At 63.9% G+C, this 21866-nt stretch carries 19 protein-coding genes; 10 read left to right on the top strand and 9 right to left on the bottom strand.

Translation table 11 applies throughout. The features are described from left to right. Position 1: 1 nt before the first annotated feature. The 3 genes from E8E75_RS13845 to mnmC all read right to left on the bottom strand — a co-directional run bounded on the left by E8E75_RS13845 (position 2) and on the right by mnmC (position 4613). Positions 2-1771: an N-acetylglutaminylglutamine amidotransferase gene (locus tag E8E75_RS13845; protein ID WP_153921300.1), complete on the bottom strand. Its 1770-nt coding sequence runs from the start codon at positions 1769-1771 to the stop codon at positions 2-4. Positions 1772-1890: 119 nt separating this feature from the next. Further along, the gene (locus E8E75_RS13840; RefSeq protein ID WP_120652614.1) at positions 1891-2640 is read right to left on the bottom strand and encodes a sulfite exporter TauE/SafE family protein; all 750 of its coding nucleotides are present in this window, start codon (positions 2638-2640) and stop codon (positions 1891-1893) included. 2 nt (positions 2641-2642) lie between these two features. Beyond that, positions 2643-4613, bottom strand: a complete 1971-nt coding sequence (gene mnmC / locus E8E75_RS13835) for a bifunctional tRNA (5-methylaminomethyl-2-thiouridine)(34)-methyltransferase MnmD/FAD-dependent 5-carboxymethylaminomethyl-2-thiouridine(34) oxidoreductase MnmC (protein ID WP_153921298.1) — start codon at positions 4611-4613, stop codon at positions 2643-2645. A gap of 200 nt (positions 4614-4813) precedes the next feature. Here mnmC and pap point away from each other — a divergent pair, with 200 nt between their 5' ends. Further along, on the top strand, positions 4814-6301 hold the full coding sequence (gene pap / locus E8E75_RS13830) for a polyphosphate:AMP phosphotransferase (protein ID WP_120652613.1): 1488 nt from the start codon (positions 4814-4816) through the stop codon (positions 6299-6301). 105 nt (positions 6302-6406) lie between these two features. After that, positions 6407-7591 (top strand): thiolase family protein, encoded by a 1185-nt coding sequence (locus E8E75_RS13825; protein WP_120652612.1) that lies wholly within the window; start codon positions 6407-6409, stop codon positions 7589-7591. A 141-nt stretch (positions 7592-7732) separates the two neighbouring features. On the opposite strand, the gene E8E75_RS13820 is transcribed toward E8E75_RS13825, so the two are convergent. Beyond that, entirely contained in the window at positions 7733-7942 is a 210-nt protein-coding gene (locus E8E75_RS13820; protein WP_256673232.1) for a DUF6316 family protein, read from the bottom strand. A gap of 222 nt (positions 7943-8164) precedes the next feature. On the opposite strand from E8E75_RS13820, the gene E8E75_RS13815 reads away from it, so the two are divergent. Further along, positions 8165-9130 (top strand): DMT family transporter, encoded by a 966-nt coding sequence (locus E8E75_RS13815; protein ID WP_153921296.1) that lies wholly within the window; start codon positions 8165-8167, stop codon positions 9128-9130. A 63-nt stretch (positions 9131-9193) separates the two neighbouring features. Here E8E75_RS13815 and E8E75_RS13810 read toward each other — a convergent pair whose 3' ends face one another. The 3 genes from E8E75_RS13810 to E8E75_RS13800 all read right to left on the bottom strand — a co-directional run bounded on the left by E8E75_RS13810 (position 9194) and on the right by E8E75_RS13800 (position 12284). Beyond that, on the bottom strand, positions 9194-9814 hold the full coding sequence (locus E8E75_RS13810) for an NAD(P)H-dependent oxidoreductase (protein WP_120652609.1): 621 nt from the start codon (positions 9812-9814) through the stop codon (positions 9194-9196). Next, entirely contained in the window at positions 9807-11201 is a 1395-nt protein-coding gene (locus E8E75_RS13805) for a class II fumarate hydratase (RefSeq protein WP_120652608.1), read from the bottom strand. The genes E8E75_RS13810 and E8E75_RS13805 overlap by 8 nt, the downstream gene beginning before the upstream one ends. Positions 11202-11273: 72 nt before the next feature. Next, positions 11274-12284 (bottom strand): DUF2804 domain-containing protein, encoded by a 1011-nt coding sequence (locus tag E8E75_RS13800; RefSeq protein ID WP_120652607.1) that lies wholly within the window; start codon positions 12282-12284, stop codon positions 11274-11276. A gap of 342 nt (positions 12285-12626) precedes the next feature. On the opposite strand from E8E75_RS13800, the gene E8E75_RS13795 reads away from it, so the two are divergent. The 5 genes from E8E75_RS13795 (at position 12627) to E8E75_RS13775 (ending at position 17018) form a co-directional block, all read left to right on the top strand. Further along, positions 12627-13136, top strand: coding sequence for a DUF2059 domain-containing protein (locus tag E8E75_RS13795; RefSeq protein ID WP_120652606.1), 510 nt, complete (start codon positions 12627-12629; stop codon positions 13134-13136). Between the two features lie 13 nt (positions 13137-13149). Continuing rightward, positions 13150-13455: a BolA family protein gene (locus E8E75_RS13790; RefSeq protein WP_120652605.1), complete on the top strand. Its 306-nt coding sequence runs from the start codon at positions 13150-13152 to the stop codon at positions 13453-13455. 212 nt (positions 13456-13667) lie between these two features. Then, on the top strand, positions 13668-14603 hold the full coding sequence (locus tag E8E75_RS13785; RefSeq protein WP_153921294.1) for a rhodanese-related sulfurtransferase: 936 nt from the start codon (positions 13668-13670) through the stop codon (positions 14601-14603). Between the two features lie 38 nt (positions 14604-14641). Beyond that, positions 14642-15244 (top strand): DsbA family protein, encoded by a 603-nt coding sequence (locus E8E75_RS13780; protein WP_162945897.1) that lies wholly within the window; start codon positions 14642-14644, stop codon positions 15242-15244. Further along, positions 15237-17018 carry an ABC transporter ATP-binding protein gene (locus E8E75_RS13775; protein ID WP_120652603.1) on the top strand — a complete coding sequence of 594 codons (1782 nt, stop codon included), beginning with the start codon at positions 15237-15239 and terminating at the stop codon, positions 17016-17018. Before E8E75_RS13780 ends, E8E75_RS13775 begins: the two co-directional genes overlap by 8 nt. A gap of 179 nt (positions 17019-17197) precedes the next feature. Here E8E75_RS13775 and E8E75_RS13770 read toward each other — a convergent pair whose 3' ends face one another. Continuing rightward, on the bottom strand, positions 17198-18094 hold the full coding sequence (locus E8E75_RS13770) for a class I SAM-dependent methyltransferase (protein ID WP_280359183.1): 897 nt from the start codon (positions 18092-18094) through the stop codon (positions 17198-17200). 153 nt (positions 18095-18247) lie between these two features. Continuing rightward, positions 18248-19345 (bottom strand): helix-turn-helix transcriptional regulator, encoded by a 1098-nt coding sequence (locus E8E75_RS13765; protein WP_153921292.1) that lies wholly within the window; start codon positions 19343-19345, stop codon positions 18248-18250. A gap of 297 nt (positions 19346-19642) precedes the next feature. Here E8E75_RS13765 and maiA point away from each other — a divergent pair, with 297 nt between their 5' ends. After that, positions 19643-20308: a maleylacetoacetate isomerase gene (maiA, locus tag E8E75_RS13760; protein ID WP_120652600.1), complete on the top strand. Its 666-nt coding sequence runs from the start codon at positions 19643-19645 to the stop codon at positions 20306-20308. An 87-nt stretch (positions 20309-20395) separates the two neighbouring features. Continuing rightward, positions 20396-21811 carry an amino acid permease gene (locus tag E8E75_RS13755; RefSeq protein ID WP_120652599.1) on the top strand — a complete coding sequence of 472 codons (1416 nt, stop codon included), beginning with the start codon at positions 20396-20398 and terminating at the stop codon, positions 21809-21811. Positions 21812-21866 lie beyond the last annotated feature (55 nt).

The raw sequence follows: 21866 nt of genomic DNA, 5'->3' as shown, positions 1-21866 counted from the left end.
TTCAGAGTCCCTGTTGGTTGAGCCAGAGATTGAGAGCAGCCATCTGCCAGAGCTTCGAGCCTCGCAGCGGGGTGATGTCTTCCGTGGGGCTGGCAAGCAGACGCTCGAGCATCGCTGGCTGGAACAGACCGCGGTCCTGGCTCGGGTCCAGCAGCAGCTCGCGCACCCAGTCGCGGGTCCGACCTTCCAGGTGCTTGAGGCCGGGCACCGGGAAATAGCCCTTGGGCCGGTCGATCACTTCATGGGGAATGACCTTGCGCGCGGCAGCCTTGAGCACCGCCTTGCCGCCATCGCCGAGCTTGAAACGGGAGGGAATTCGCGCCGAGAGTTCGGCCACTCGGTAGTCGAGGAAGGGCACGCGCGCTTCCAGCCCCCAGGCCATCGTCATGTTGTCCACTCGCTTCACCGGGTCGTCCACCAGCATCACGGTGCTGTCCAGGCGCAATGCCTTGTCGACGGGGTCGAGGGCGCCGGGTTGCTCGAAGTGCTGGCGTACGAAGTCGCCGGCCAGGTCATCGGTGAGCCAGGCTGGCTGTACCGTGGCCTGGTATTCGGTGTGGGCGCGGTCGAAGAAGGCCGCCCGATAGCTGTTGAACGGATCCGTGGTATCGGCCAGGGGCGGGTACCAGTGGTAGCCGCCGAACAGTTCATCGGCACCCTGGCCGCTCTGCACTACCTTGCAGTGCTTCGACACTTCGCGTGAGAGCAGATAGAAGGCGATGCAGTCGTGGCTGACCATGGGCTCGCTCATGGCCGTGAAGGCTGCCGGGAGCTGATCCAGCACCTCGCGCTCGTCGATTCGTAGTTGCTGGTGGCGAGTGCCGTAGTGGCGGGCGATCAGGTCGGAGTACTCGAACTCGTCGCCGCGCTCGCCACCGGCATCCTGGAAACCGATGGAGAACGTAGCGAGCTGTTCCACGCCGGTTTCTGCCAGCAAGCCCACCAGCAGACTGGAGTCCACTCCGCCGGAGAGCAGCACGCCGACCTCGCGGGCGGCGCGCTGGCGAATCGATACGGCATCGCGCAGGCTGGCCAGCAGACGGTCGCGCCAGTCATCCATGCCAAGGCCCTGTTCGCTCTCGTGCGGACCGTATTCCAGCTGCCACCAGATGCCCTGGCTGCAGTTGCCGTCGGCGTCGATCTGAATCCAGCTGGCCGGTGGCAGTTTCTCCACACCCTTGACCAGGGTGAGGGGCGCGGGCACCACGGCATGGAAGTTGAGGTAGAAGTTCAGCGCTTGCGGGTCCAACCCGTTATCCAGGTCGCCGCCCTTGAGCAGCGCCGGCAGGCTGGAGGCGAAGCGCAGGCGCTGGTGGTTGCGCGCCAGGTACAGCGGCTTGATGCCGAGGCGGTCGCGAGCGAGGAACAGGCGCTGTTCGTCGCGTTCCCAGATGGCCAGGGCGAACATGCCATTGAGCTTGGGCAGCATGTCCTTGCCCCAGGCGTGCCATGCCTTGAGCAGTACCTCGGTGTCACCGTCAGAATGGAAACGGTAACCCAGGGTCAGCAGCTCCTTGCGCAACTCGGGGTAGTTGTAGATGGCGCCATTGAACACCATGGCCAGGCCCAGTTCGGGGTCCAGCATGGGCTGCCCGGAGGCCTCGGCCAGGTCCATGATCTTCAGCCGTCGATGGCCCAGGGCGATCGGTCCCTGGCTGTGCACGCCCCAGGCGTCTGGGCCACGGGGTGCGAGATGGTGAGTGATCTTGTCGAGGGCGGCCAGATCGGCCGGTTGTTTGTCGAAACGAAGTTCTCCAGAAATGCCGCACATAAGTCCTTACCGGTGTTGCCGTTGGGGAGTTCGTGCCGACTTTTGCAGAAGGCACTAAAGGGTCCGACCCCTGTGCAGTTCTGTGAGTTTTATATCGTTTGGTTATATAGCTTGGCCTGTCAGGAGAGAAGTTTCTGGGCGGCCAGGGACAGGCTGACTGCCACCAGCATCACCGCGAATAGCCGTTGCAGGGTGGCGCCGCGCAGGCGCGTGGCCAACTGGTTACCGAAGAGCACGCCGACCGCACCGCCGGCCGCCAGACCGCCGAGCAGGGCCATGGGGGGCTGGGCACCGGTGAGGTAGAGGAGGAAGCCTCCACCGGAAACCAGCGCAATCACCGCCATCGAAGTAGCGGTGGCGGCCAGCATCGACAACGGCGTGTACCAGAGCAGCGCCGGCACCACGAGGAAACCGCCACCCACACCCATTACCCCGGACAGCAGGCCGACGCCGGCACCAATCATTACCAGCGGAGCAATTCGCAACGGGCCGGCATTGCGCTTGGGAAGAGACGCGCCGCGCCACATGCGCCATGCCGACCAGAGCACCAGCAGGCAAAAGCCGAGAATCAACACCGTCTCCGGAATGTAGTGGCCCAGCCACTGACCGACGGCATTGCCGGGCAGCCCGCTGATCGCGAGCAACAGCACTGGGCGCCAGGACACAAATCCCTGGCGCGCGCGTGGAATGGCGCCGATGGCTGCGGACAGGGCGACCGCGCCCAGGCTCACGCCAATGGCATCGCGCAGTGGCAAGTGCAGGCTGAGCAGCAGGGGCAGCGCTACCAGCGAGCCTCCGGCGCCGGTCAGGCCCAGCAGCAGGCCGAGCACGCTACCGATTGCCAGGGCTTCGATCAGGAGCAAGTCCATGCTCAGGCGTTCCCGCCGCGGATCAGGCGGCGCAAAGCGAAACGGTTGGGATGACAGGCCTCGGCCACGGCTCGGGGAACCGGTAGCGGCTCGTCATCGAGCCAGGCAGCCAGCAATTCACCGGAAAGTGGAGCGGTAATCAGCCCGCGTGAGCCGTGGGCACTGTTCACATACAGGCCGTCGAGCCAGGGCGCGGCTGCTTCCGGCACCTGGCGCGCGTCCCTGGCCAGCACCGCATAGGTCTCAGCGAAGGCCTTGGCATCCGCCAGCGGACCGACGATGGGCAAGTAGTCCGGCGTGGTGCAGCGGAAGGCGGCGCGGCCTTCCAGGCGCTCCGGTTGGAGTTCGGCTGCGCGCAGGCGGCGTCCCAGGTCGGGGGAAATCTCTTCCAGCAGTTCCAGGTTGCCCGCATGTTCCGCAGCGGTCGGCTGCAGGTCCGTGCTGTGGAAGTCGAAACTGGCGCCCAGGGTGTGTTCGCCATCACGCGGCGGCGCCACATAGCCCTCGGCACAGAGCACGGTGCCAAGCCCCGCGCTTTCAGCGGTGGCTGTCAGGCGACTGATCTGGCCGCGGATACGCTTGAGCTGCAGCCCGGCAGCTTGTGGAAAACGCAACACTTCAGCGGCACTGGCCAGCACCACCACTGGCGCGGAGGCCAGGGTGCGCTCGCTATTGCGGGCGTGCCAGAGACCGCCTTCCTGACGCAGTTCCAGGGCTTCGGCATGAGTGACCAGATGGATATTCGGATGCCCGGCCAGCAGTTGGCAGAGAGCCGGCGGGTGGACCCAGCCGGCCTCGGGATAGAACAGGCCCCCGGCGGGCAGGCTGACTCCGGACACAGCTTCCGCCGCAGCTTGGTCGAGACTGTGCAGCAGGTCGGCGGGGAAGGCTTCGGCCAGCTTGGCCTGGCGCTGTGCTTCCTTGTCGTCGAAGGCCAGTTGCAGTACGCCGCAGGCCTGCCAGTTGTAGCCCTGTTCCAGCCGCTGCAGCAGTCGGCGGGTATGGCCGAAGCCACTGAGGATCAGCCGTGAAAGTGCCGTGCCATGGGCGGATAGCTTGAGGTAGAGCACCCCCTGGGGGTTTCCCGAGGCCTCGCGGGCCGGGGCGTCGTGGCGCTCCAGAAGGGTTACCCGCCAGCCACGGGCCGCCAGACTGGCGGCGCTGGCGCAGCCGGCGAGCCCTGCGCCTATCACCAGTGCCTCACGGCACTCTGGTACGAAACGCGGGCGGGCGAACCAGGGTTTGCTGGCATCGATGCTGGCAGGCCCCTCGAAGCGGCCCTGGCTCATTTCCCATTTCTTGCCGAAACCGGGTGTGCGCTTGATGGCGAAGCCAGCCTCCTTCAGTGCGCGGCGTACGAAGCCGGCGGACGTGAAGGTGGCGAGCGTGGCGCCGGGGGCGGACAGGCGCGCCAGTTGGGCGAAGAGGCTGGGGCTCCACATCTCCGGATTCTTCGCCGGGGCGAAACCGTCGAGGAACCAGGCGTCGATGCGTGCGTCCAGTTCGGGCAGGCAGTCCATCGCATCCCCCACCAGCAGGGTCAGCACGACACGGCCTTGGGCCAGGTTGAACCGCTGGAAGCCGGGATGCACGGCCACGTACTGATCGATCAGTTCAGTGGCCAAGGGGGCCAGTTCCGGCCAGAGGGCCAGGGCGCGTTGGAGGTCATCGCGGGAGAGAGGGAATTTTTCCACGCTGACGAAGTGCAGCCGAGCGTCTGCGGGGGCGTGATGCTCGAACAGCTGCCAGGCGCAAAGGAAGTTCAGTCCTGTGCCGAAGCCCGTTTCGCCAAGGCAGAAACGCCCACCGGCCGGCAATTCAGTGAAGCGCCGGGCGAGGTCGTTGCCATTGAGGAAAACATGGTGGGTTTCGTCGATACCCGAGGTCGGGGAGAAGTAGACGTCATCGAATTCCCGCGACAGCGGTTGGCCCTGTTCGTCCCAGTCGAGTTGGGCGTGGTGGAAGTCGGACATGGAGGTTTCCGAGACTGCGAAGCGCGAATAGTAGCTGATCGGAAGGCCGCTTCGGTTTGATCCGAAACAGCGGAGCGCGTCGATGCAAGGGTAGGAGCGAGCTCTGCTCGCGAATCGGTTCATCGAGATTTTCGCGAACAGAGCTCGCTCCTTCGTGAGTCTGTCCGCTACCTTTTCCCAATCAAGCCAAGGAGGTCTGCATGTTCGAATCCGCCGAGATCGGCCATTCCATTGACAAGGATACCTATGAAAAAGCCGTGCTCGAGTTGCGCGAGGCCTTGCTGGAGGCGCAGTTCGAGCTGAAGGAGAAGGCGCGATTCCCGGTGCTCATCCTGATCAATGGCATCGAAGGCGCCGGCAAGGGCGAGACGGTCAAGCTGCTCAATGAGTGGATGGACCCGCGCCTGATCAACGTCGAGAGCTTCCTGCGGCCGACTGACGAAGAGCTTTCCCGCCCGCCGCAATGGCGCTTCTGGCGCAAGCTGCCGCCCAAGGGACGGATCGGCATCTTCTTTGGCAATTGGTACAGCCAGATGCTGCATGCCCGGGTCGAGGGCGATATCAAGGACGCCCGCCTGGACCAGGCTATCAATGACGCGGAAGACTTCGAGCGCATGCTTTGCGACGAGGGGGCGCTGATCCTCAAGTTCTGGTTTCACCTCTCGAAGAAACAACTCAAGGAGCGCCTCAAGGCTCTGGAAAAGGACCCCCAACGCAGCTGGCAGATCAATCCCCTGGACTGGAAACAGAGCGAGGTCTACGACCGCTTCGTACGCTTCGGCGAGCGTGTACTGCGCCGCACCAGCCGCGACTATGCCCCGTGGTACGTGATCGAAGGGGTCGACCCGAATTACCGCAGCCTCAGTGTCGGCCGCATCATTCTCGAAGGGCTGCAGGCTGCGCTCAAACAGGATTCCGGGCGCAAGCCGAACACCCGCGCGGCGCCGCTCATGTCCAGCCTGGACAGACGCAGCCTGTTAGACAGCCTCGACCTCTCGCTCAAGCTGGACAAGGACGACTACAAGGAGCAGTTGGCCACCGAACAGGCCCGCTTGAACGGTCTACTGCGGGACAAGCGGATGCGCGGCCACGCGCTGATGGCGGTATTCGAGGGTAACGACGCGGCCGGTAAGGGCGGCGCTATCCGCCGCGTGACCGGCGCGCTGGATCCACGGCAGTACCGTACGGTACCGATTGCGGCACCCACCGAAGAAGAACGAGCTCAGCCCTACCTCTGGCGCTTCTGGCGGCACGTGCCGGGTCGCGGCCAGTTCACCATCTTCGACCGCTCCTGGTATGGCCGCGTACTGGTGGAACGGGTCGAGGGATTCTGCTCCCAGGCGGACTGGATGCGTGCCTACAGCGAGATCAACGACTTCGAGGAACAACTGCACAACTACGGCATCGTGCTGGTGAAGTTCTGGCTGTCCATCGACAAGGACACCCAGATGCAGCGCTTCAAGGAGCGTGAGGAGGTGGCCTTCAAGCGTTACAAGATCACCGAGGAGGATTGGCGCAATAGGGACAAATGGGACCACTACGTCGACGCCGTCGACGACATGGTCGACCGTACCAGTACCGAGATCGCGCCCTGGACCCTGGTGGAGGCGAACGACAAGCGCTACGCCCGGGTAAAGGTTCTGCGCACCATCAACGATGCGCTGGAGGCCGCCTTCAAGAAGGACTGAGCAGAGGATGGGCGCGCATACGCGAGGTGAATGATCGTGGTGCCAGAATATGGGCCGGAACTATTCTCGCCCCCACTATCCCTCCCAACTGGAACGAGGTGCGTCATGCGTGAAGTGGTGATCGTCGACAGCGTGCGGACTGGCCTGGCCAAGTCCTTCCGCGGCAAGTTCAACATGACCCGGCCGGACGACATGGCCGCCCATTGCGTGAACGCACTGCTGTCGCGCAACGATATCGACCCGGCGCTGGTGGACGATTGCGTGGTCGGTGCTGGCTCCAACGAAGGCGCCCAGGGCCACAATATCGGCCGCAACGTGGCAGTCCTTTCGGGACTGGGCGTCGGCGTCGCCGGTATGACCCTCAACCGCTACTGTTCCTCGGGTCTGCAGGCCATCGCCATTGCTGCCAACCAGATCGCTTCGGGTTGCAGCGACGTGATGGTGGCCGGCGGAGTCGAGTCCATCACCCTGACGCTCAAGAGCATCAACCAGGACAACTTCGTCAACCCGCGCCTGAAGCTCGAACACCCCGGCATCTACTACCCCATGGGGCAGACCGCCGAAATCGTCGCGCGCCGTTACAACGTCACCCGCGAAGCGCAGGACCTCTATGCCCTGCAAAGCCAGCAGCGCACTGCTCGCGCCCAGGCCGCGGGGCTGTTCAACGATGAAATCGTGCCAATGAGCGTGAAGTACTTTGTCGAGGACAAGGCCACCGGCCAGAAGAACATCCTGGACGGCGTGGTGGATCGCGACGACTGCAACCGCGCCGACACCACCCTGGAAGGCCTGTCGTCCCTGAAACCGGTATTTGCCGAGGACGGTTCGGTGACCGCCGGCAACTCCTCGCAGCTGTCCGACGGTGCCTCCATGACCCTGCTTATGAGCCTGGACAAAGCGCTGGAGCTGGGCCTGAAACCGATTGCATACTTCCGCGGATTCACCGTTGCCGGTTGCGAACCTGACGAAATGGGCATCGGGCCGGTGTTCTCGGTGCCGAAGCTGCTCAAGGCCAAGGGCCTGACTGTCGACGATATCGATCTGTGGGAACTGAACGAAGCCTTCGCTTCCCAGTGCCTCTATGCCCGTGATCGCTTGGGGATCGACAACGAGAAGTACAACGTCAATGGCGGCTCCATCTCCATCGGCCACCCATTCGGCATGACCGGTTCACGCCAGGTCGGCCACCTGGTGCGCGAACTGCAGCGTCGCGACAAGCGCTTCGGCATCGTCACCATGTGCGTCGGCGGCGGCATGGGCGCCACCGGGCTGTTCGAGGCTTACCGCTAAGGCCTGGGCTCGCTGTCGGGGCAACCTGTGGGAGCGAATTCATTCGCGATTGAAATCGCTCCCACAGCGGCAGGAAGCCAGACGGAGTCGACCAAACAAGAAAAACCCGCGCCTGGCGCGGGTTCTTTCATTGCGGGGTACTCATCGGCCCCGAAGCGCGAGGAGGGCGTTGGATTGCTGGATGCGGCGGATGTACAGCGAGATTTCCCGCTCCGCATCCACTCGTGTGAAATAGGGCCCCTCCAGCGTTCCCTCTCGGGTGGAAAAGAAGTACTGACCGTTCACGGCGCTGACCCGCTCACTCCGATAGTGAGTGTTTGAGGCCACGTCGCACGCACGTCGACCGAACATCGGACCACCTCCGTCATGCATTGGCTATTTGAGTCTAATCAGCGCTGGCGCGCTTGCTCCGGGGCTCGACAGGCGGCTGCCGGAACTGGGGCCGGTGCGACAGGTACAGTTGTGTCACCGACAGGACCAAAACTGTTCCTGTGCCCTTGAACCGGACCCTTCTAGAATGGCCTCTTCCATTTCGCCCGCTGCCGGCGCCAGCGGGCTCCTCCTGAGGTCCCCATGCATATCTCCTCCGGCCGTTGGGTCTACGGCCTGTTCCTTGCCCTGGTCACGGCTGTGCTCTGGGGCGTCCTGCCCATCTGGCTGAAGGAAGTCCTGCAGAGCATGGACCCGGTGACTGTCACCTGGTACCGCCTGGTCGTCGCGGGCTCGTTGTTGTTCCTCTACCTGGGCGCCAACCGCAGGCTGCCGGCCATTCGCCCGCTGGGTGCGCGGGGACGCTGGTTGGTGGTGCTGGCGGTGGGAGGACTCACCGGCAACTACGTGTGCTACCTGATCGGCCTGCGCATGCTGAGCCCAGGCACCACGCAACTGGTGATCCAGGTAGCGCCCATCCTGTTCCTGCTGAGCAGCCTGTTTGTCTTCAAGGAGAGCTTCAGCCTTGGGCAGGCATTCGGCCTGGTGGTGACGGTGCTCGGATTCGGTCTGTTCTTCAATCAGCGACTGGAAGAACTGCTGACCTCCATGAGCGAGTACACCCTGGGCGTACTGGTGATCCTGCTGTCGGCCTTCGTCTGGACCTTCTATGGCCTGGCTCAGAAGCAATTGCTGAGTCACTGGAGCTCGGCGCAGGTGATGATGGTGATCTACCTCGGCTGCGCCGCCTTGCTGACGCCCTGGGCGCACCCCATGGAACTGTTCAACCTCAGCCCGCTGCAGGGCTGGCTGCTGCTGGCCTGCTGCTTGAACACACTGGTGGCATACGGTGCTTTCGCCGAAGCCCTGGCCCACTGGGAAGCCTCGCGGGTCAGTGCCACCCTGGCCATCACCCCGCTGGTGACCTTCGCCAGCGTCGCCGCCTGCGCGGCACTCTGGCCGGATCATGTGCAGCCGGAAGAGATCAACCTGATCGCCTATGCCGGCGCGTTGTTCGTCGTGCTGGGTTCGGCCCTCACCGCATTGGCCCCTTCGCTGGTGCGCAGCTGGCGCGCGCGTCGTCAGGCGGCATTGATGGGCGGGGAATAATGGACGCTGGGAACGGATTCATTCGTGAATGAATTCGCTCCCACTTCCAAAGGCAGCAGGAGCCTAGCAGCGGGTGCCGAGCGTTTCCGCCTTGCGCAACCAGGTCTGGCGCTGCTCCTCCGAGGAGGGGCGCACCGGGGAGAACTCGGTCAGGCGGCGCGTCCTGATGCCGCAGAAGCCGAGGATCGTGCGCACCATCTGCCTGTGCGCCGGCGCGCCGTAGATCCAGCGGAAGTACCAGGGCGGCGTATCCAGGGTCACCAGCAGGTCGGCAGTTCGCCCGGTCAGCAGCTTGTCCCAGGCCTGTGACTGACCGCGATAGCGGAAGGCGAAACCGGGCAGGAATACGCGGTCGAAGAAGCCCTTGAGCAGCGCCGGAAGGCCGCCCCACCAGACCGGGTAGACGAACACCAGGTGTTCCGCCCAGTGGATTTGCCGCTGCGCTTCGAGCAGGTCGGGCTCCAGGTTCTGGCTCTGGTCATAACCCTCGCGCAGCACCGGGTCGAAATGCATCTCGCCGAGCTTCAGCAGGCGTACCACGTGACCCTCGCTGCGTGCACCCTGTGCGTAGGCTTCGCTCAAGGCATGGCACAGGCTGCCGCCCTTGGGCGTGCCGAGGATCATCAGGATGCGCTTGCCATCACCTTCCAGCGGCGTGGCGCCGTGCTTGACCGTCTCAACCATGTTGACCGGCCTCCAGCATGCCTTCCGGCCTCACCCAGGCGTCGAACTGCTCTTCGGTCAGGTAGCCCAGCGCCAGAGCCGCTGCACGCAAGGTGGTCCCTTCCGTGTAGGCCTTCTTGGCGATCTGCGCAGCCTTGTCGTAGCCAATGTGTGGGTTGAGCGCGGTGACCAGCATCAGGCCGCGTTCCAGGTGGTCGGCCATGCGTGCTGCATCCGGCTCCATGCCGGCCACACAGTGCTGCTGGAAGTTTCGGCAACCGTCACCGAGCAGGCGAATGGACTGCAGCAGGTTATGCACGATCACCGGCTTGAACACGTTCAGTTGCAGGTGCCCCTGGCTGGCGGCGAAACCGACGGTGACGTCATTGCCCATCACCTGGCAGGCCAGCATCGACAGCGCCTCGCACTGGGTGGGGTTGACCTTGCCGGGCATGATCGAGCTGCCCGGTTCGTTCGCCGGCAGGCGCACTTCGGCCAGGCCTCCACGTGGACCGGAGCCCAGCAGGCGCAGGTCGTTGGCGATTTTCATCAGGGCCACGGCCAGGGTCTTGAGGGCGCCGGAGAGGTTCACCAGCGGCTCATGGCCGGCGAGGGCGGCGAACTTGTTCGGTGCCGAGACGAAATGCAGCCCCGACAGCGCCGCCAGCTCGGCGGCCATGGAATCGGCGAAACCGTGGGGGGCATTCAGGCCGGTGCCGACGGCGGTACCACCCTGGGCCAGTTGCAGGATCGCGGGCAGGGCGGCGCGAATGGCCTTCTCCGCGTAGTCGAGCTGTGCGACGAAGGCGGAGAGTTCCTGGCCGAAGGTGATCGGCGTGGCATCCATCATGTGTGTACGGCCGGTCTTCACCAGGTGCGCGTGGCGCGCCGATTGCTCGGCCAGGCCACCGGAGAGTTCGGCGATGGCCGGCAGCAGCTCCTGCTGCACCGCCTTGGCGATGGCGATATGCATCGCGGTGGGGAAGCAATCGTTGGAGCTCTGGGCGAAGTTCACGTGGTCATTGGGGTGGACCGGGCTCTTGCCGCCGCGCTGTCCGGTGGCCAGTTCGTTGGCGCGGCCGGCGATCACCTCGTTGACGTTCATGTTGCTCTGGGTTCCGCTGCCGGTCTGCCAGACCACCAGGGGGAACTGGTCGTCATGCTTGCCGGCCAGCACTTCGTCGGCAGCCTGTTCGATCAGCCGTGCGACGTCCGGCGGCAGGTCGCCGTCGCGGCCGTTGACCCGCGCGGCGGCTTTCTTGATCAGGGCCAGGGCGTGCACCAGCGCCAGGGGCATGCGTTCGCCGCCAATGGCGAAATTCTCCAGCGAACGTTGGGTCTGGGCGCCCCAATAGGCGTCGTCGGCGACTTCGACTGGCCCCAGGCTGTCGGTTTCTGTGCGGCTCATTTGGGTTGGCTCCGGCTATTGATTCCGCAGTTTAGGCTCTCTCTCCCGCACTCGGTTCAACCGTTCGGGCAATTACCAGCGCGCGTGGGTGGCCCCCAACCAGCCGAGGGCGTTGGTCACTGGCACGCATTCACCATCCGGGCTGCGCAGCACGCCGTCGAAGCGGCCGAACCATTGCCGCGTGTTGGCATAGAACAGCCCCAGGCGCGGACGGGCCTGGTGCAGCTGTCGCGGCGTGAATGTCAGCTCTACCCGGCGACAGGCGGTGGACAGGCGCCAGGGCGCCAGGGGGTTGTTCGGTGCCTGTTCGATCTGCACGGGACGGTCGAGCTTGGACAGGCTGCCGCCGAACCAAAGGGCGTTCTCGGTCAGGCCGCTCGAGTCGGTCCAGCCGGCACCGAAATTACCGGCGATACCACCTGGGGCGGCGAAAGCGGCGCGGGTCCATTGGCTATGGAAGGGCCAGACGCCACGGCCGAAATCGAGCGCGGCGAAGCTATGGCCGGTAATGCAGTCGTAATGCCGTGTTCCCAGTTGCACGCTGCCGCTGGCGGGCAGGCCGAGTTGGCGGCTGCTGGCATGGAAGCAGCCGCCGGGGAGGGGGGCGACCAGATTCACAGAATCCAGATGAGCCGGACGCAGGACATCCAGGGCGACGTGCAGCGGCTGGCCTCCAAGGTCTGGCGCTTCCACTCGCAGGCTCAGGCGGCCGGGGTGCTCGTCGACGCGGATCTGCAGATGGGGATGATCGAAGCTGTGGCTTTCCAGCGGCGTATTCGGAAGGCGGCAGCCGAGGGCGAATGGCCGCAACTGGGTATGGGCGACCGCCTGGCCAGTATCGAGATCGAGGAAGTACGCGGCGCCGTAGCCCAGGAGATCCAGGTCCGCGAGGGTCAGCGAGAGCATCCAGCGCGGGGTGGTGATGCACCAGTGGTTCCAGCGCTTGCGACGACCGAAGTTACCGGGGATCGCGCAGTTCAAGCGTGGTCGACTTGACCAGCCGACAGCAGCGGGCGCGAGTTTGCCGCGGGCATCGCAGAGCGCGGGAATTCCCGGCGGCAGGGTGGATATATGGCTGTTCATCGGGCACGTCCATGTGTGTGCGAAGCCTGGGCACTTCAGTTTCTCGACGAAATCGGTCTGCGCTTGGTGACTTTTCGTACGGAACTTGTTGAAACTGATTGCACCTCATCGGAAATTCCGTCGATGGGGCCGGCAGATTTCCTAGTCGCCAAAGCATGCCCAGTGGGCGGAAGCATGAGCAAGTGATGGCATTTTGACAACATCTTCGTGGAGTGCGGTATTGCACATTTTTGCCACACGGTTGTCGAAAAAAGCCGCTGCTTGAGCCCGATCTCCGCTTGAGCGCAGAATGACCAGCCCCGGGGCAGCACCCCGTCATCCGAGCCCAGACAAGGAAACCCAATGACCAAGCTTCGCGTTCTCTGCACCGCCGTACTGCTGGCTTGCGCCAGTGGCCAGGTCCTGGCCGATGCCGCCAGCCATGCCGCCGATGCCGAGCGCTTCCTCAAGCTCGCCCGTGCCGACAAGCTGACCGTTCCGGTCTATGCCCAGGTGCAGCAGATGTTCGAACAGCGTTTCCAGCAGACCCAGGCGCCCGCGAGCAAGAAGGCCACCCTTGAGAGCTATCAGGCCAAGGCCAATGCTGCCCTGGACAAGGCCGTCGGTTGGGACAAGCTGAAGCCTGAACTGGTGAAGATCTACACCAGCAACTTCAGTGAGAGCGAACTGAAGGAACTGATCACCTTCTATGAATCCCCCCTGGGCAAGAAAGTGCTGGAAAAGATGCCGTCTCTGACCCAGCAATCCGCCCAGCTCACCCAGGGCCGCCTGGAAGCCGCCGTACCCGAGGTCAACAAGTTGCTGAGCGACATGACCAGCGAACTGGCGCCCCAGGACAAGAAGAAGCAGTAAGCGGAGTCGATCGATGTCCATGCGTGACCGCATCCTGAACGCCTTGCAGGCCCTCGAACCGCAGCACCTTGACGTGCTGGACGAGAGCCACATGCACAGTCGTGGCCTGGAAACCCATTACAAGGCGGTGATCGTCAGCCCGGTGTTCGCCGGGCTGAATGCCGTCAAGCGCCACCAGAAGGTCTACGCCAGCCTCGGCGACCTGATGGGGCAAGTCCATGCCCTGGCCCTGCATACCTACACCCCCGAGGAGTGGGCCGCGCAGGGCGCCGCGCCGGATTCGCCGACCTGCCGTGGCGGCAGCAAGCACGATCACTGAGTAAAACTGTCTGAGTTGCCAATACCGTGTTGCGTCTGGTCGCGGCGGCCTCGCCGAGGTTTTCGAACTTCCATTCGGCGCCTGAGACCATTTCACGCAGCCTCCGGCCCGCGGCTTTTTGATAGACTTCGCACAGCGCCGGCCCAGCCGGCGCTGTCGTTTCTGTCACCCGGTCCGCCCTTTACGCGGGCGACCACTGGAGGAAGTACCGCATGACCCAGATCGTTGTTGCGGCGCTGTACAAGTTCGTCACCCTGAAGGACTACGTCGCGCTGCGTGAACCCCTGCTCAAGACCATGCTCGACAATGGCGTCAAGGGTACCCTGTTGCTGGCTGAGGAAGGCATCAACGGCACTGTGTCCGGCACGCGTGAAGCCATCGACGCGCTTATTGCATGGCTCAGGATCGATCCGCGCCTGGTGGACCTGGACCACAAGGAGTCCTACTGCGATGAGCAGCCCTTCTATCGCACCAAGGTCAAGCTGAAGAAGGAAATCGTCACCCTTGGCGTGCCCGGCGTAGACCCTAACCAGAATGTCGGCACTTACGTCGACCCCAAGGACTGGAACGCCCTGATCAGCAACCCCGAAGTGCTGCTGATCGATACACGCAACGACTACGAGGTGGCCATTGGCACCTTCGAGGGCGCCATCGACCCCGAGACCAAGTCGTTCCGCGAGTTTCCCGACTACATCAAGGCCAACTTCGACCCTGCGGTGCACAAGAAGGTCGCAATGTTCTGCACCGGCGGCATCCGCTGCGAGAAGGCTTCCAGCTACATGCTCGGCCAGGGCTTCGAAGAGGTCTTCCACCTCAAGGGCGGCATTCTCAAGTACCTCGAAGAAGTGCCCCAGGAAGAAACCCTGTGGCGTGGCGACTGCTTCGTCTTCGATAACCGTGTCACCGTGCGTCACGATCTCTCGGAAGGGGATTTCGACCAGTGCCATGCCTGTCGCAACCCGATTTCCGTGGAAGATCGCCGGTCGGAGCATTACGCCCCCGGCATCAGCTGCCCGCACTGCTGGGATAGCCTGAGTGAGAAGACCCGTGCCAGTGCCATCGAGCGGCAGAAGCAGATCGAACTGGCCAAGGCCCGCAATCTGCCTCACCCGATCGGCCGAGACCCGCGTCAAGCCCTGGAGGACTGAGCTTGCCTAACGCCCGCCTGCTCTATGTGATGGACCCGATGTGTTCCTGGTGCTGGGGCTTCGCCCCGGTGGTCACGGCGCTCGCCGAGCAGGCTGCTGCAGCCGGAATTCAGCTGCACCTGGTGGCCGGTGGCCTGCGTACCGGCCAGGGCGCTGCACTGGATGCCCAGACCAAGCGCTACATCCTCGAACATTGGCAGGCGGTCAACCAGGCCACCGGGCAGCCCTTCCGTTTCGAAGGCGCTATGCCCGACGGCTTCATTTACGACACCGAGCCGGCCTGCCGCGCCCTGGTGGTTGCCCGTTCCCTGGCGCCGGAGCTGGCCTGGCCGCTGGTGAAGCGAATCCAGCACGCCTTCTACGCGGAGGGTCGCAACGTGACCCAGGCCGCCGTCCTGGTGGAGTTGGCCGAACAGATCGGCATTCCGCGCATCGAGTTCGCCGCCGCTTTCGATGCCGCCACCAGCCATGAGGCGACGGTCGCCGATTTCACCTGGGTGCAGGACCTCGGTATCGCCGGCTTTCCTACCCTGCTGGCCGAGCGTGACGGCCAGCTTGCGCTACTGACCAACGGCTACCAGCCACTTGATGAACTCGCGCCTTTGCTGGGCCGCTGGCTGGAGCGGGGTGCCCATGCCTGATCGCCTGAGCTGGGCGGAAATCCGTCGTCTGGCCCTGCACCACAAGAGGGCCCTCTGGCTGGCCAATCTGGTCGCCGTGCTGGCCACACTCTGCAGCGTGCCCATTCCATTGCTGCTGCCGTTGCTGGTCGATGAAGTGCTGCTGCAGCGCGGCGATGCTGCCCTGCGCTTCATGGACAACTTCCTGCCCCAGCCCTGGGAAAGCGCCGTCGGCTACATCGGCCTGATGTTGGTCGTGACCCTGCTGCTGCGTGGCATGGCCCTGGTGTTCAACGTGTTGCAGGCACGCCTGTTCGCGCGACTGGCCAAGGACATCGTCTATCGCATCCGTACCCGCCTGATCGAACGCTTGAAACGTATATCCCTCGGCGAATACGAGAGCCTCGGTGGTGGGACCGTCACCGCTCACCTGGTGACCGACCTGGATACCCTGGACAAATTCGTCGGCGAGACGCTAAGCCGTTTCCTCGTGGCAGTGCTGACCCTCACCGGCACGGCAGCCATCCTGGTCTGGATGCATTGGCAGCTGGCGCTGCTGATCCTGTTGTTCAACCCGCTGGTGATTTACGCCACGGTGCAACTGGGCAAGAAGGTCAAGCACCTCAAGAAGCTGGAAAACGACAGCACCGCGCGCTTCACCCAGGCGCTCACCGAAACCCTGGAAGCCATCCAGGAAGTGCGTACCAGCAACCGCCAGGGCTTCTTCTTCGGCCGCCTCGGCCAGCGCGCCCAGGAAGTCCGTGACTATGCCGTCGCGTCCCAGTGGAAGAGCGACGCAGCGGGGCGCACCAGTGGCCTGCTGTTCCAGTTCGGTATCGATTTCTTCCGCGCCGCGGCCATGCTCACGGTGCTCTTCTCCGACCTTTCCATTGGCCAGATGCTGGCGGTGTTCAGCTACCTCTGGTTCATGATCGGTCCGGTGGAGCAGTTGCTCGGCCTGCAGTATTCCTACTATGCAGCCGGCGCCGCGCTCGGCCGGATCAACGAGCTGCTGGCCCGTGCCGACGAGCCCCAGTACAACCCGAGCGTCGATCCGTTCCGGGGCCGCGAGACCGTGGGGATCGAAGTGAAGGGGCTGCGCTTCGCCTATGGCGATGAACCGGTGCTGGATGGCCTCAACCTGTCCATTGCCCCTGGCGAGAAGGTCGCCATCGTGGGCGCCAGCGGTGGCGGCAAGAGCACCCTGGTGCAATTGCTGCTGGGGCTCTACCAGCCCCAGGCCGGGCAGATCCGCTTTGGCGGCAGCCGGCTGGACGAGATCGGCCTGGCCGAAGTGCGCGACAACGTCGCGGTGGTCCTGCAACACCCGGCGCTGTTCAACGACAGCGTGCGCGCCAACCTGACCATGGGCCGCGAGCGCAGCGACGAGGCCTGCTGGCGCGCCCTGGAAATCGCCCAGTTGGCCGAAACCATCCGTAACCTGCCCATGGGGCTGGACAGCGTGGTGGGTCGATCCGGCGTGCGCCTTTCCGGCGGCCAGCGGCAGCGGCTGGCCATTGCCCGCATGGTGCTGGCCCAGCCGAAGGTGGTGATCCTCGACGAAGCCACCTCAGCCTTGGACGCCGCCACCGAGTACGCCCTGCACCAGGCCCTCGGCACCTTCCTCAACGGACGCACCACCCTGATCATCGCCCACCGCTTGTCTGCGGTTAAGCAGGCCGACCGGGTGCTCGTGTTCGACGGCGGCCACATCGCCGAGGACGGCGACCACCAGCAGCTCATCGCTGAAGGTGGTCTCTACGCCAAGCTTTACGGGCACCTGCAACAGGGCTGAATGGTGGGAGCGATTTCAATCGCGACTGAATCCGCTCCCACGCCCAGGCTGAAGAAGGCGACGCCAATCGGTAGCAGTAGGGTGCGCCATGCGCACCGGTTCGGCGTCACAAGCGGAACAGTCGTGGGGCCTGACATTGCTGGTGCGCTCGGTGCACCCGACCCGCAACGCCCATCCTCTTAGCCGTACTTCACTGCTTCCAGAAACACCACGCGCTGACCGATATCGTGGAATACGCGCGCCGAGGCGATCTGGTTGTAGTCGACGCCGTCCAGCAGGCTGAGCATCTGCACGTCGTGGCGGTATTGCGGGCGCCAGTCCAGCAGCCCCTCAAGGAAGCCAATGCCGTTGACCCCGGGACGGAAGTTGGCCAGCAACAGGCGTCCGCCCGGCCGCAAGGCCTGGAACAGCCGATTCACCAGGCGCTCGCTACGGCGGTCATCCAGCAACTCGGTGACTCCGGCGGAGTACACCAGGTCGTAGCCCTCGAATCCGCATTCGCCTGCCAGCAACTGGTCCAGAGTGCCGTGACGCGTGAGTACGCCCAGCGCGCCATAGCTCCTGCGCACGGTTTCCAGGCGCGCCGCATCGTCATCGAACACCATCATTTCGCCGAAGCGTCCATGGCGCAGTTCACGGGCTAGTTCCGCCTCGCGGAAATGACCGCCGGAGATGCACAGCATGCGAGCCGCCTTGCCGGCGCGCAGGCAGGTGTCATCCAGGGCGCGGGCCAACATGCGCCGTCGGCAGCGCAGGGCACGGGCCGCAGGTGCGCCGGTGGCGAAGTCGAACAACTGGCGGGTGCGCTCTTCCGGCAGGGTGCGCAAAGCGTCGGATTCCACGCCATAGAGATAGTCCTGCAGCAAGGCGTTGCCGCAGCGCAGACTTGGGCTCGGCAATTTACGGTAGGGAAACGGCAGGATATTGCTCGGTGGCGGCTCCGCCTCGCGGGGAGGCGTCGGCTTCTCGAGGCGCAACTGCTCACGTTCGGCCCTGATTTGTTCCAGCTCGTCGTGAAGTCGCCGTTGTTGTTCTATGCCTTTGTTCAACTCTTCCGGATCACTGATCTCTTCCACTTGCCATCTCCTCTGGCCAGACGTGGATTCCTAGACCCGTCACGCGGGATGAAGGCAGGTATTCACTTCGAGTTGAACCTTAGTTGATGGCTATCTGCCTGCAATCATCCATATAGATGAAATCGTGCTTTCGGCACGACTGGACAGCACTATTCAGAGCCCTTGCAAGCGAGTGAGGAGGGTGACCAGTTCCGCCTGGCGTTCTGTTTCGGTCTTGCGGAAAAGTGCGCGCAGTTGCGTGCGCACGGTGTTGATCGAGACGTTGAGTTTCTCGGCGCACGCCTCCGGTGTCAGTCCCTGGAGGAGCAGTTCGGCCAGACGCTGCTCAGCTGGGCTGAGCTGGAACAGATCGGCGAGCCACTGGCTTCCTGGCCGGTTTTCCAGCAGTGCCAGCATTGCCAGGGGACTGCTGTGTCGGGGCGCCAGTCCGGACGCTTCGGGGACCGGCGTCACCAACAGGCGAGCGGGTGGATCGCCGGCCAGGTTCAGCCAACCAGCGCGGCGCTTGCCGTCGGACCCGGTAGCTTGGCGGATGAGCGCTTGCAGGCGCCCGTCCAGGGTCTTGCCATGCAAGCGTCCGTGGCGGTCCTGCAGAGCGAAGGCCGCCTGGCCTATGCGTCGTTCCGCCTCGCGATTGCAGAACAGTACCCGCCCCTCGCCATTCAGCAGCCAGACGGGCGCTGGATGGCGCTCCAGCAGCAGGTCGCGGCGTGCCACGTCCAGCTTCAGCTCCTGGAGTCGATTGCTCATCCGTGCCGCACGCAGCAGGTGAGGGCTCAGGCGTTGCAGTAGGTCGCGCTGCAGCATCTCCGGCAAAGCCGCTCCCACCGCAGTCAGGAGCGACAGGTAGATGCCCGAGCCATCCTGCTCGTGCAGCTTGATGCAGGAGATGTTGTTCATGCCGAAGGGGATGTGAAACTCCTGATAGTACGGGTCGCGGCGAATGCGCTGCGGGCCGAGGTCTTCCAGGTCGTGATACCAACTGCCCACCGGGCGCGGTACCAGCACCGCCTTGGCCGGGTCGTATTGGTGGTAGTAAGCGTTGTACGCCTCGACGCTGGCCGGGTCGCACAGATTGATGGCGGTGACCTGCGGTCGCTGGTCGCGCTGGTCGACGAACAACAGGGCACCCATCTGGTGGCCGGTCGCGCTCGCCAGCCCCTCCAGCAGCGAGCGCCACGCGCCCTCGTCGAGGACGCACTCGTAGCAAAGGTTAACCAGGTTGTCGTACAGGTCGTTCAGGTGCGGCATCAGGCAGCTTCCCTGCGAGGATTGGTGGCGCATTGCTTTCATATGGCACAGGCCAGAACTTCTTGCCTATCGCCGCTGGTCGGCCAGGAGGGATCGCACCTGGAAGCCTGGATGAACGCCCCGTCAAGAAATCCTTACGCGAGTGGTGCGCCTGGCAGGCGGTATCGACACACCCGGGGTGGCGTAAGGAAAACTTTCCGGATCGACCGTTCGGCGCCGCGCCAAGCGCAATCTCGCGCCTTGTTCGCCAGGCGCTGCCAGAGTGAGATGGCGCAAACAAAAAATCGGCCCGACGCCATGAATACTGAACTCACCCTCTACGGGTACTGGCGCTCCAGCGCTGCGTACCGCGTGCGTATCGCCCTCAACCTCAAGGGCCTGGCCTATCGCCAGGAACCCGTGCACCTGGTCAAGGATGGTGGCCAGCAGCACCAGGCGGCCTATCGCGATCTCAACCCCCAAGGCCTCCTGCCACTGCTGGTGGATTCGGGTAATGCTGGTGGCGAAATCCGCATTGCACAGTCCCTGGCAATCCTCGAATACCTCGATGAAGTCTTTCCCGTACCGGCGTTACTGCCGGCTGATCCGGCCCAACGTGCGCTGGTGCGTTCCCTCGCCATGCATATCGCCTGCGACGTGCATCCGCTGAACAACCTGCGCGTGCTGCAGTACCTCAAGGCCGAACTGGGCGTGGCAGACGAGGCCAAGGACGCTTGGTACCGCCACTGGGTCGCCCTCGGCCTAGCGGCTGTGGAAAAGGGCCTGGAGCCCCTCGGCGGCAAGCTCTCCCTGGGTAGCCGGCCGGGTTACCTGGAGGCCTGCCTAGTGCCTCAGGTCTACAACGCCAGACGCTTCGACTGTGACCTGTCGGCCTATCCGCGCATCCTCGATATCGCAGCGCGCTGCGACGCCCTCGAAGCATTCAGGAATGCTGCTCCGGAGGTACAGCCAGACGCGCAGTAAAGGTTTACCCACCTGCCTTGCAAACCTCCGCCGGACCACAAGTCCGGCGGGTGAAATCCCGTCACGACAACAACAAAAGGTGACGCAATGAGTGACATGCAACACTCAGGCGAGCTGAAACGCGGCCTGAAGAATCGCCACATCCAGTTGATTGCCCTCGGTGGCGCCATCGGCACCGGTCTTTTCCTCGGCTCCGCCGGGGTGCTCAAGTCCGCCGGTCCTTCGATGATCCTTGGCTATGCCATCTGCGGATTCATCGCCTTCCTGATCATGCGCCAGCTCGGCGAGATGATCGTCGAAGAGCCGGTTGCCGGCTCATTCAGCCATTTCGCGCACAAATACTGGGGCGGATTCGCCGGCTTCCTTTCCGGCTGGAACTGCTGGGTGCTCTACATCCTGGTAGGCATGAGCGAGCTCACCGCTGTGGGCAAGTACATTCATTACTGGTGGCCGGAAGTGCCCACCTGGGCCACCGCCGCGGTGTTCTTCCTGGTGGTGAACGCCATCAACCTGGCCAACGTGAAGCTGTTCGGCGAAGCCGAATTCTGGTTCGCCATGATCAAGGTGGTCGCCATCGTCGGCATGATCGTCCTGGGGTGCTGGATGTTGTTCAGCGGAAGCGGCGGCGAGCAGGCGGCCGTGAGCAACCTCTGGGCCCATGGCGGCTTCTTCCCCAATGGCGTCAGCGGCCTGGTGATGGCCATGGCCTTCATCATGTTCTCCTTCGGTGGCCTGGAAATGCTTGGCTTCACCGCAGCTGAGGCGGACAAGCCCAAGCAGGTGATCCCGAAGGCGATCAACCAGGTGATCTACCGCATCCTGATCTTCTATGTCGGTGCCCTGGTAGTGCTGCTCTCGCTGAGCCCCTGGGATGCGCTGCTGGCATCCATCAACAGCGCCGGTGACGCCTACAGCGGCAGCCCCTTCGTGAAGATATTCGCTCTTATCGGCAGCGATACCGCTGCTCACTTGCTGAACTTCGTGGTGCTCACCGCCGCGTTGTCGGTCTACAACAGCGGTACCTACTGCAACGGCCGCATGCTGCTGGGCCTGGCCGAGCAGGGCGACGCCCCGCGTTCCCTCGCCAAGGTCGACAAGCGTGGTGTACCGGTACGCTCGCTGCTGGTGTCGGCCGGGGTGACGTTCCTGGCCGTCATCGTCAACTACGTGGTACCGCACAATGCCCTGGAGCTGCTGATGTCTCTGGTGGTGGCTGCCTTGGTGATCAACTGGGCGATGATCAGCTACTCGCACTTGAAGTTCCGCCAGCGCATGGACCGGGACGGTGTCCGCACCGGCTTCCGCGCGCTCTGGTTCCCCATGGGCAACTACCTGTGCCTGGCCTTCGTGCTGTTCATCCTCGGCATCATGCTGATGATCCCGGGCATCCAGGTGTCCGTGTACGCCATCCCGGTCTGGCTGCTGGTGATGTGGGGCTGCTACCGCCTGAAGCTGGGCGGCAAGGCCCAGGCCAGCAAGGTCGCTGGATACGAGGCGGGTTGATAATCCGTTGCTGCCAAGAAAACCCCGGCCAAGTGCCGGGGTTTTCTTTTGGTTG

It is taken from the genome of Pseudomonas sp. BN606, assembly GCF_029873115.1.
Classification (GTDB): Bacteria; Pseudomonadota; Gammaproteobacteria; order Pseudomonadales; family Pseudomonadaceae; genus Metapseudomonas.
The sequence above is the reverse complement of the archived record's forward strand: the minus strand, read 5'-3'. Positions and strand labels throughout refer to the sequence as shown.

Coding starts and splice junctions, on each gene's coding strand:
- E8E75_RS13845 (WP_153921300.1), bottom strand. CDS start 1,771: ATGTGCGGCATTTCTGGAGAACTTCGTTTCGACAAACAACCGGCCGAT.
- E8E75_RS13840 (WP_120652614.1), bottom strand. CDS start 2,640: ATGGACTTGCTCCTGATCGAAGCCCTGGCAATCGGTAGCGTGCTCGGC.
- mnmC (WP_153921298.1), bottom strand. CDS start 4,613: ATGTCCGACTTCCACCACGCCCAACTCGACTGGGACGAACAGGGCCAA.
- pap (WP_120652613.1), top strand. CDS start 4,814: ATGTTCGAATCCGCCGAGATCGGCCATTCCATTGACAAGGATACCTAT.
- E8E75_RS13825 (WP_120652612.1), top strand. CDS start 6,407: ATGCGTGAAGTGGTGATCGTCGACAGCGTGCGGACTGGCCTGGCCAAG.
- E8E75_RS13820 (WP_256673232.1), bottom strand. CDS start 7,942: ATGTTCGGTCGACGTGCGTGCGACGTGGCCTCAAACACTCACTATCGG.
- E8E75_RS13815 (WP_153921296.1), top strand. CDS start 8,165: ATGCATATCTCCTCCGGCCGTTGGGTCTACGGCCTGTTCCTTGCCCTG.
- E8E75_RS13810 (WP_120652609.1), bottom strand. CDS start 9,814: ATGGTTGAGACGGTCAAGCACGGCGCCACGCCGCTGGAAGGTGATGGC.
- E8E75_RS13805 (WP_120652608.1), bottom strand. CDS start 11,201: ATGAGCCGCACAGAAACCGACAGCCTGGGGCCAGTCGAAGTCGCCGAC.
- E8E75_RS13800 (WP_120652607.1), bottom strand. CDS start 12,284: ATGAACAGCCATATATCCACCCTGCCGCCGGGAATTCCCGCGCTCTGC.
- E8E75_RS13795 (WP_120652606.1), top strand. CDS start 12,627: ATGACCAAGCTTCGCGTTCTCTGCACCGCCGTACTGCTGGCTTGCGCC.
- E8E75_RS13790 (WP_120652605.1), top strand. CDS start 13,150: ATGTCCATGCGTGACCGCATCCTGAACGCCTTGCAGGCCCTCGAACCG.
- E8E75_RS13785 (WP_153921294.1), top strand. CDS start 13,668: ATGACCCAGATCGTTGTTGCGGCGCTGTACAAGTTCGTCACCCTGAAG.
- E8E75_RS13780 (WP_162945897.1), top strand. CDS start 14,642: ATGTGTTCCTGGTGCTGGGGCTTCGCCCCGGTGGTCACGGCGCTCGCC.
- E8E75_RS13775 (WP_120652603.1), top strand. CDS start 15,237: ATGCCTGATCGCCTGAGCTGGGCGGAAATCCGTCGTCTGGCCCTGCAC.
- E8E75_RS13765 (WP_153921292.1), bottom strand. CDS start 19,345: ATGCCGCACCTGAACGACCTGTACGACAACCTGGTTAACCTTTGCTAC.
- maiA (WP_120652600.1), top strand. CDS start 19,643: ATGAATACTGAACTCACCCTCTACGGGTACTGGCGCTCCAGCGCTGCG.
- E8E75_RS13755 (WP_120652599.1), top strand. CDS start 20,396: ATGAGTGACATGCAACACTCAGGCGAGCTGAAACGCGGCCTGAAGAAT.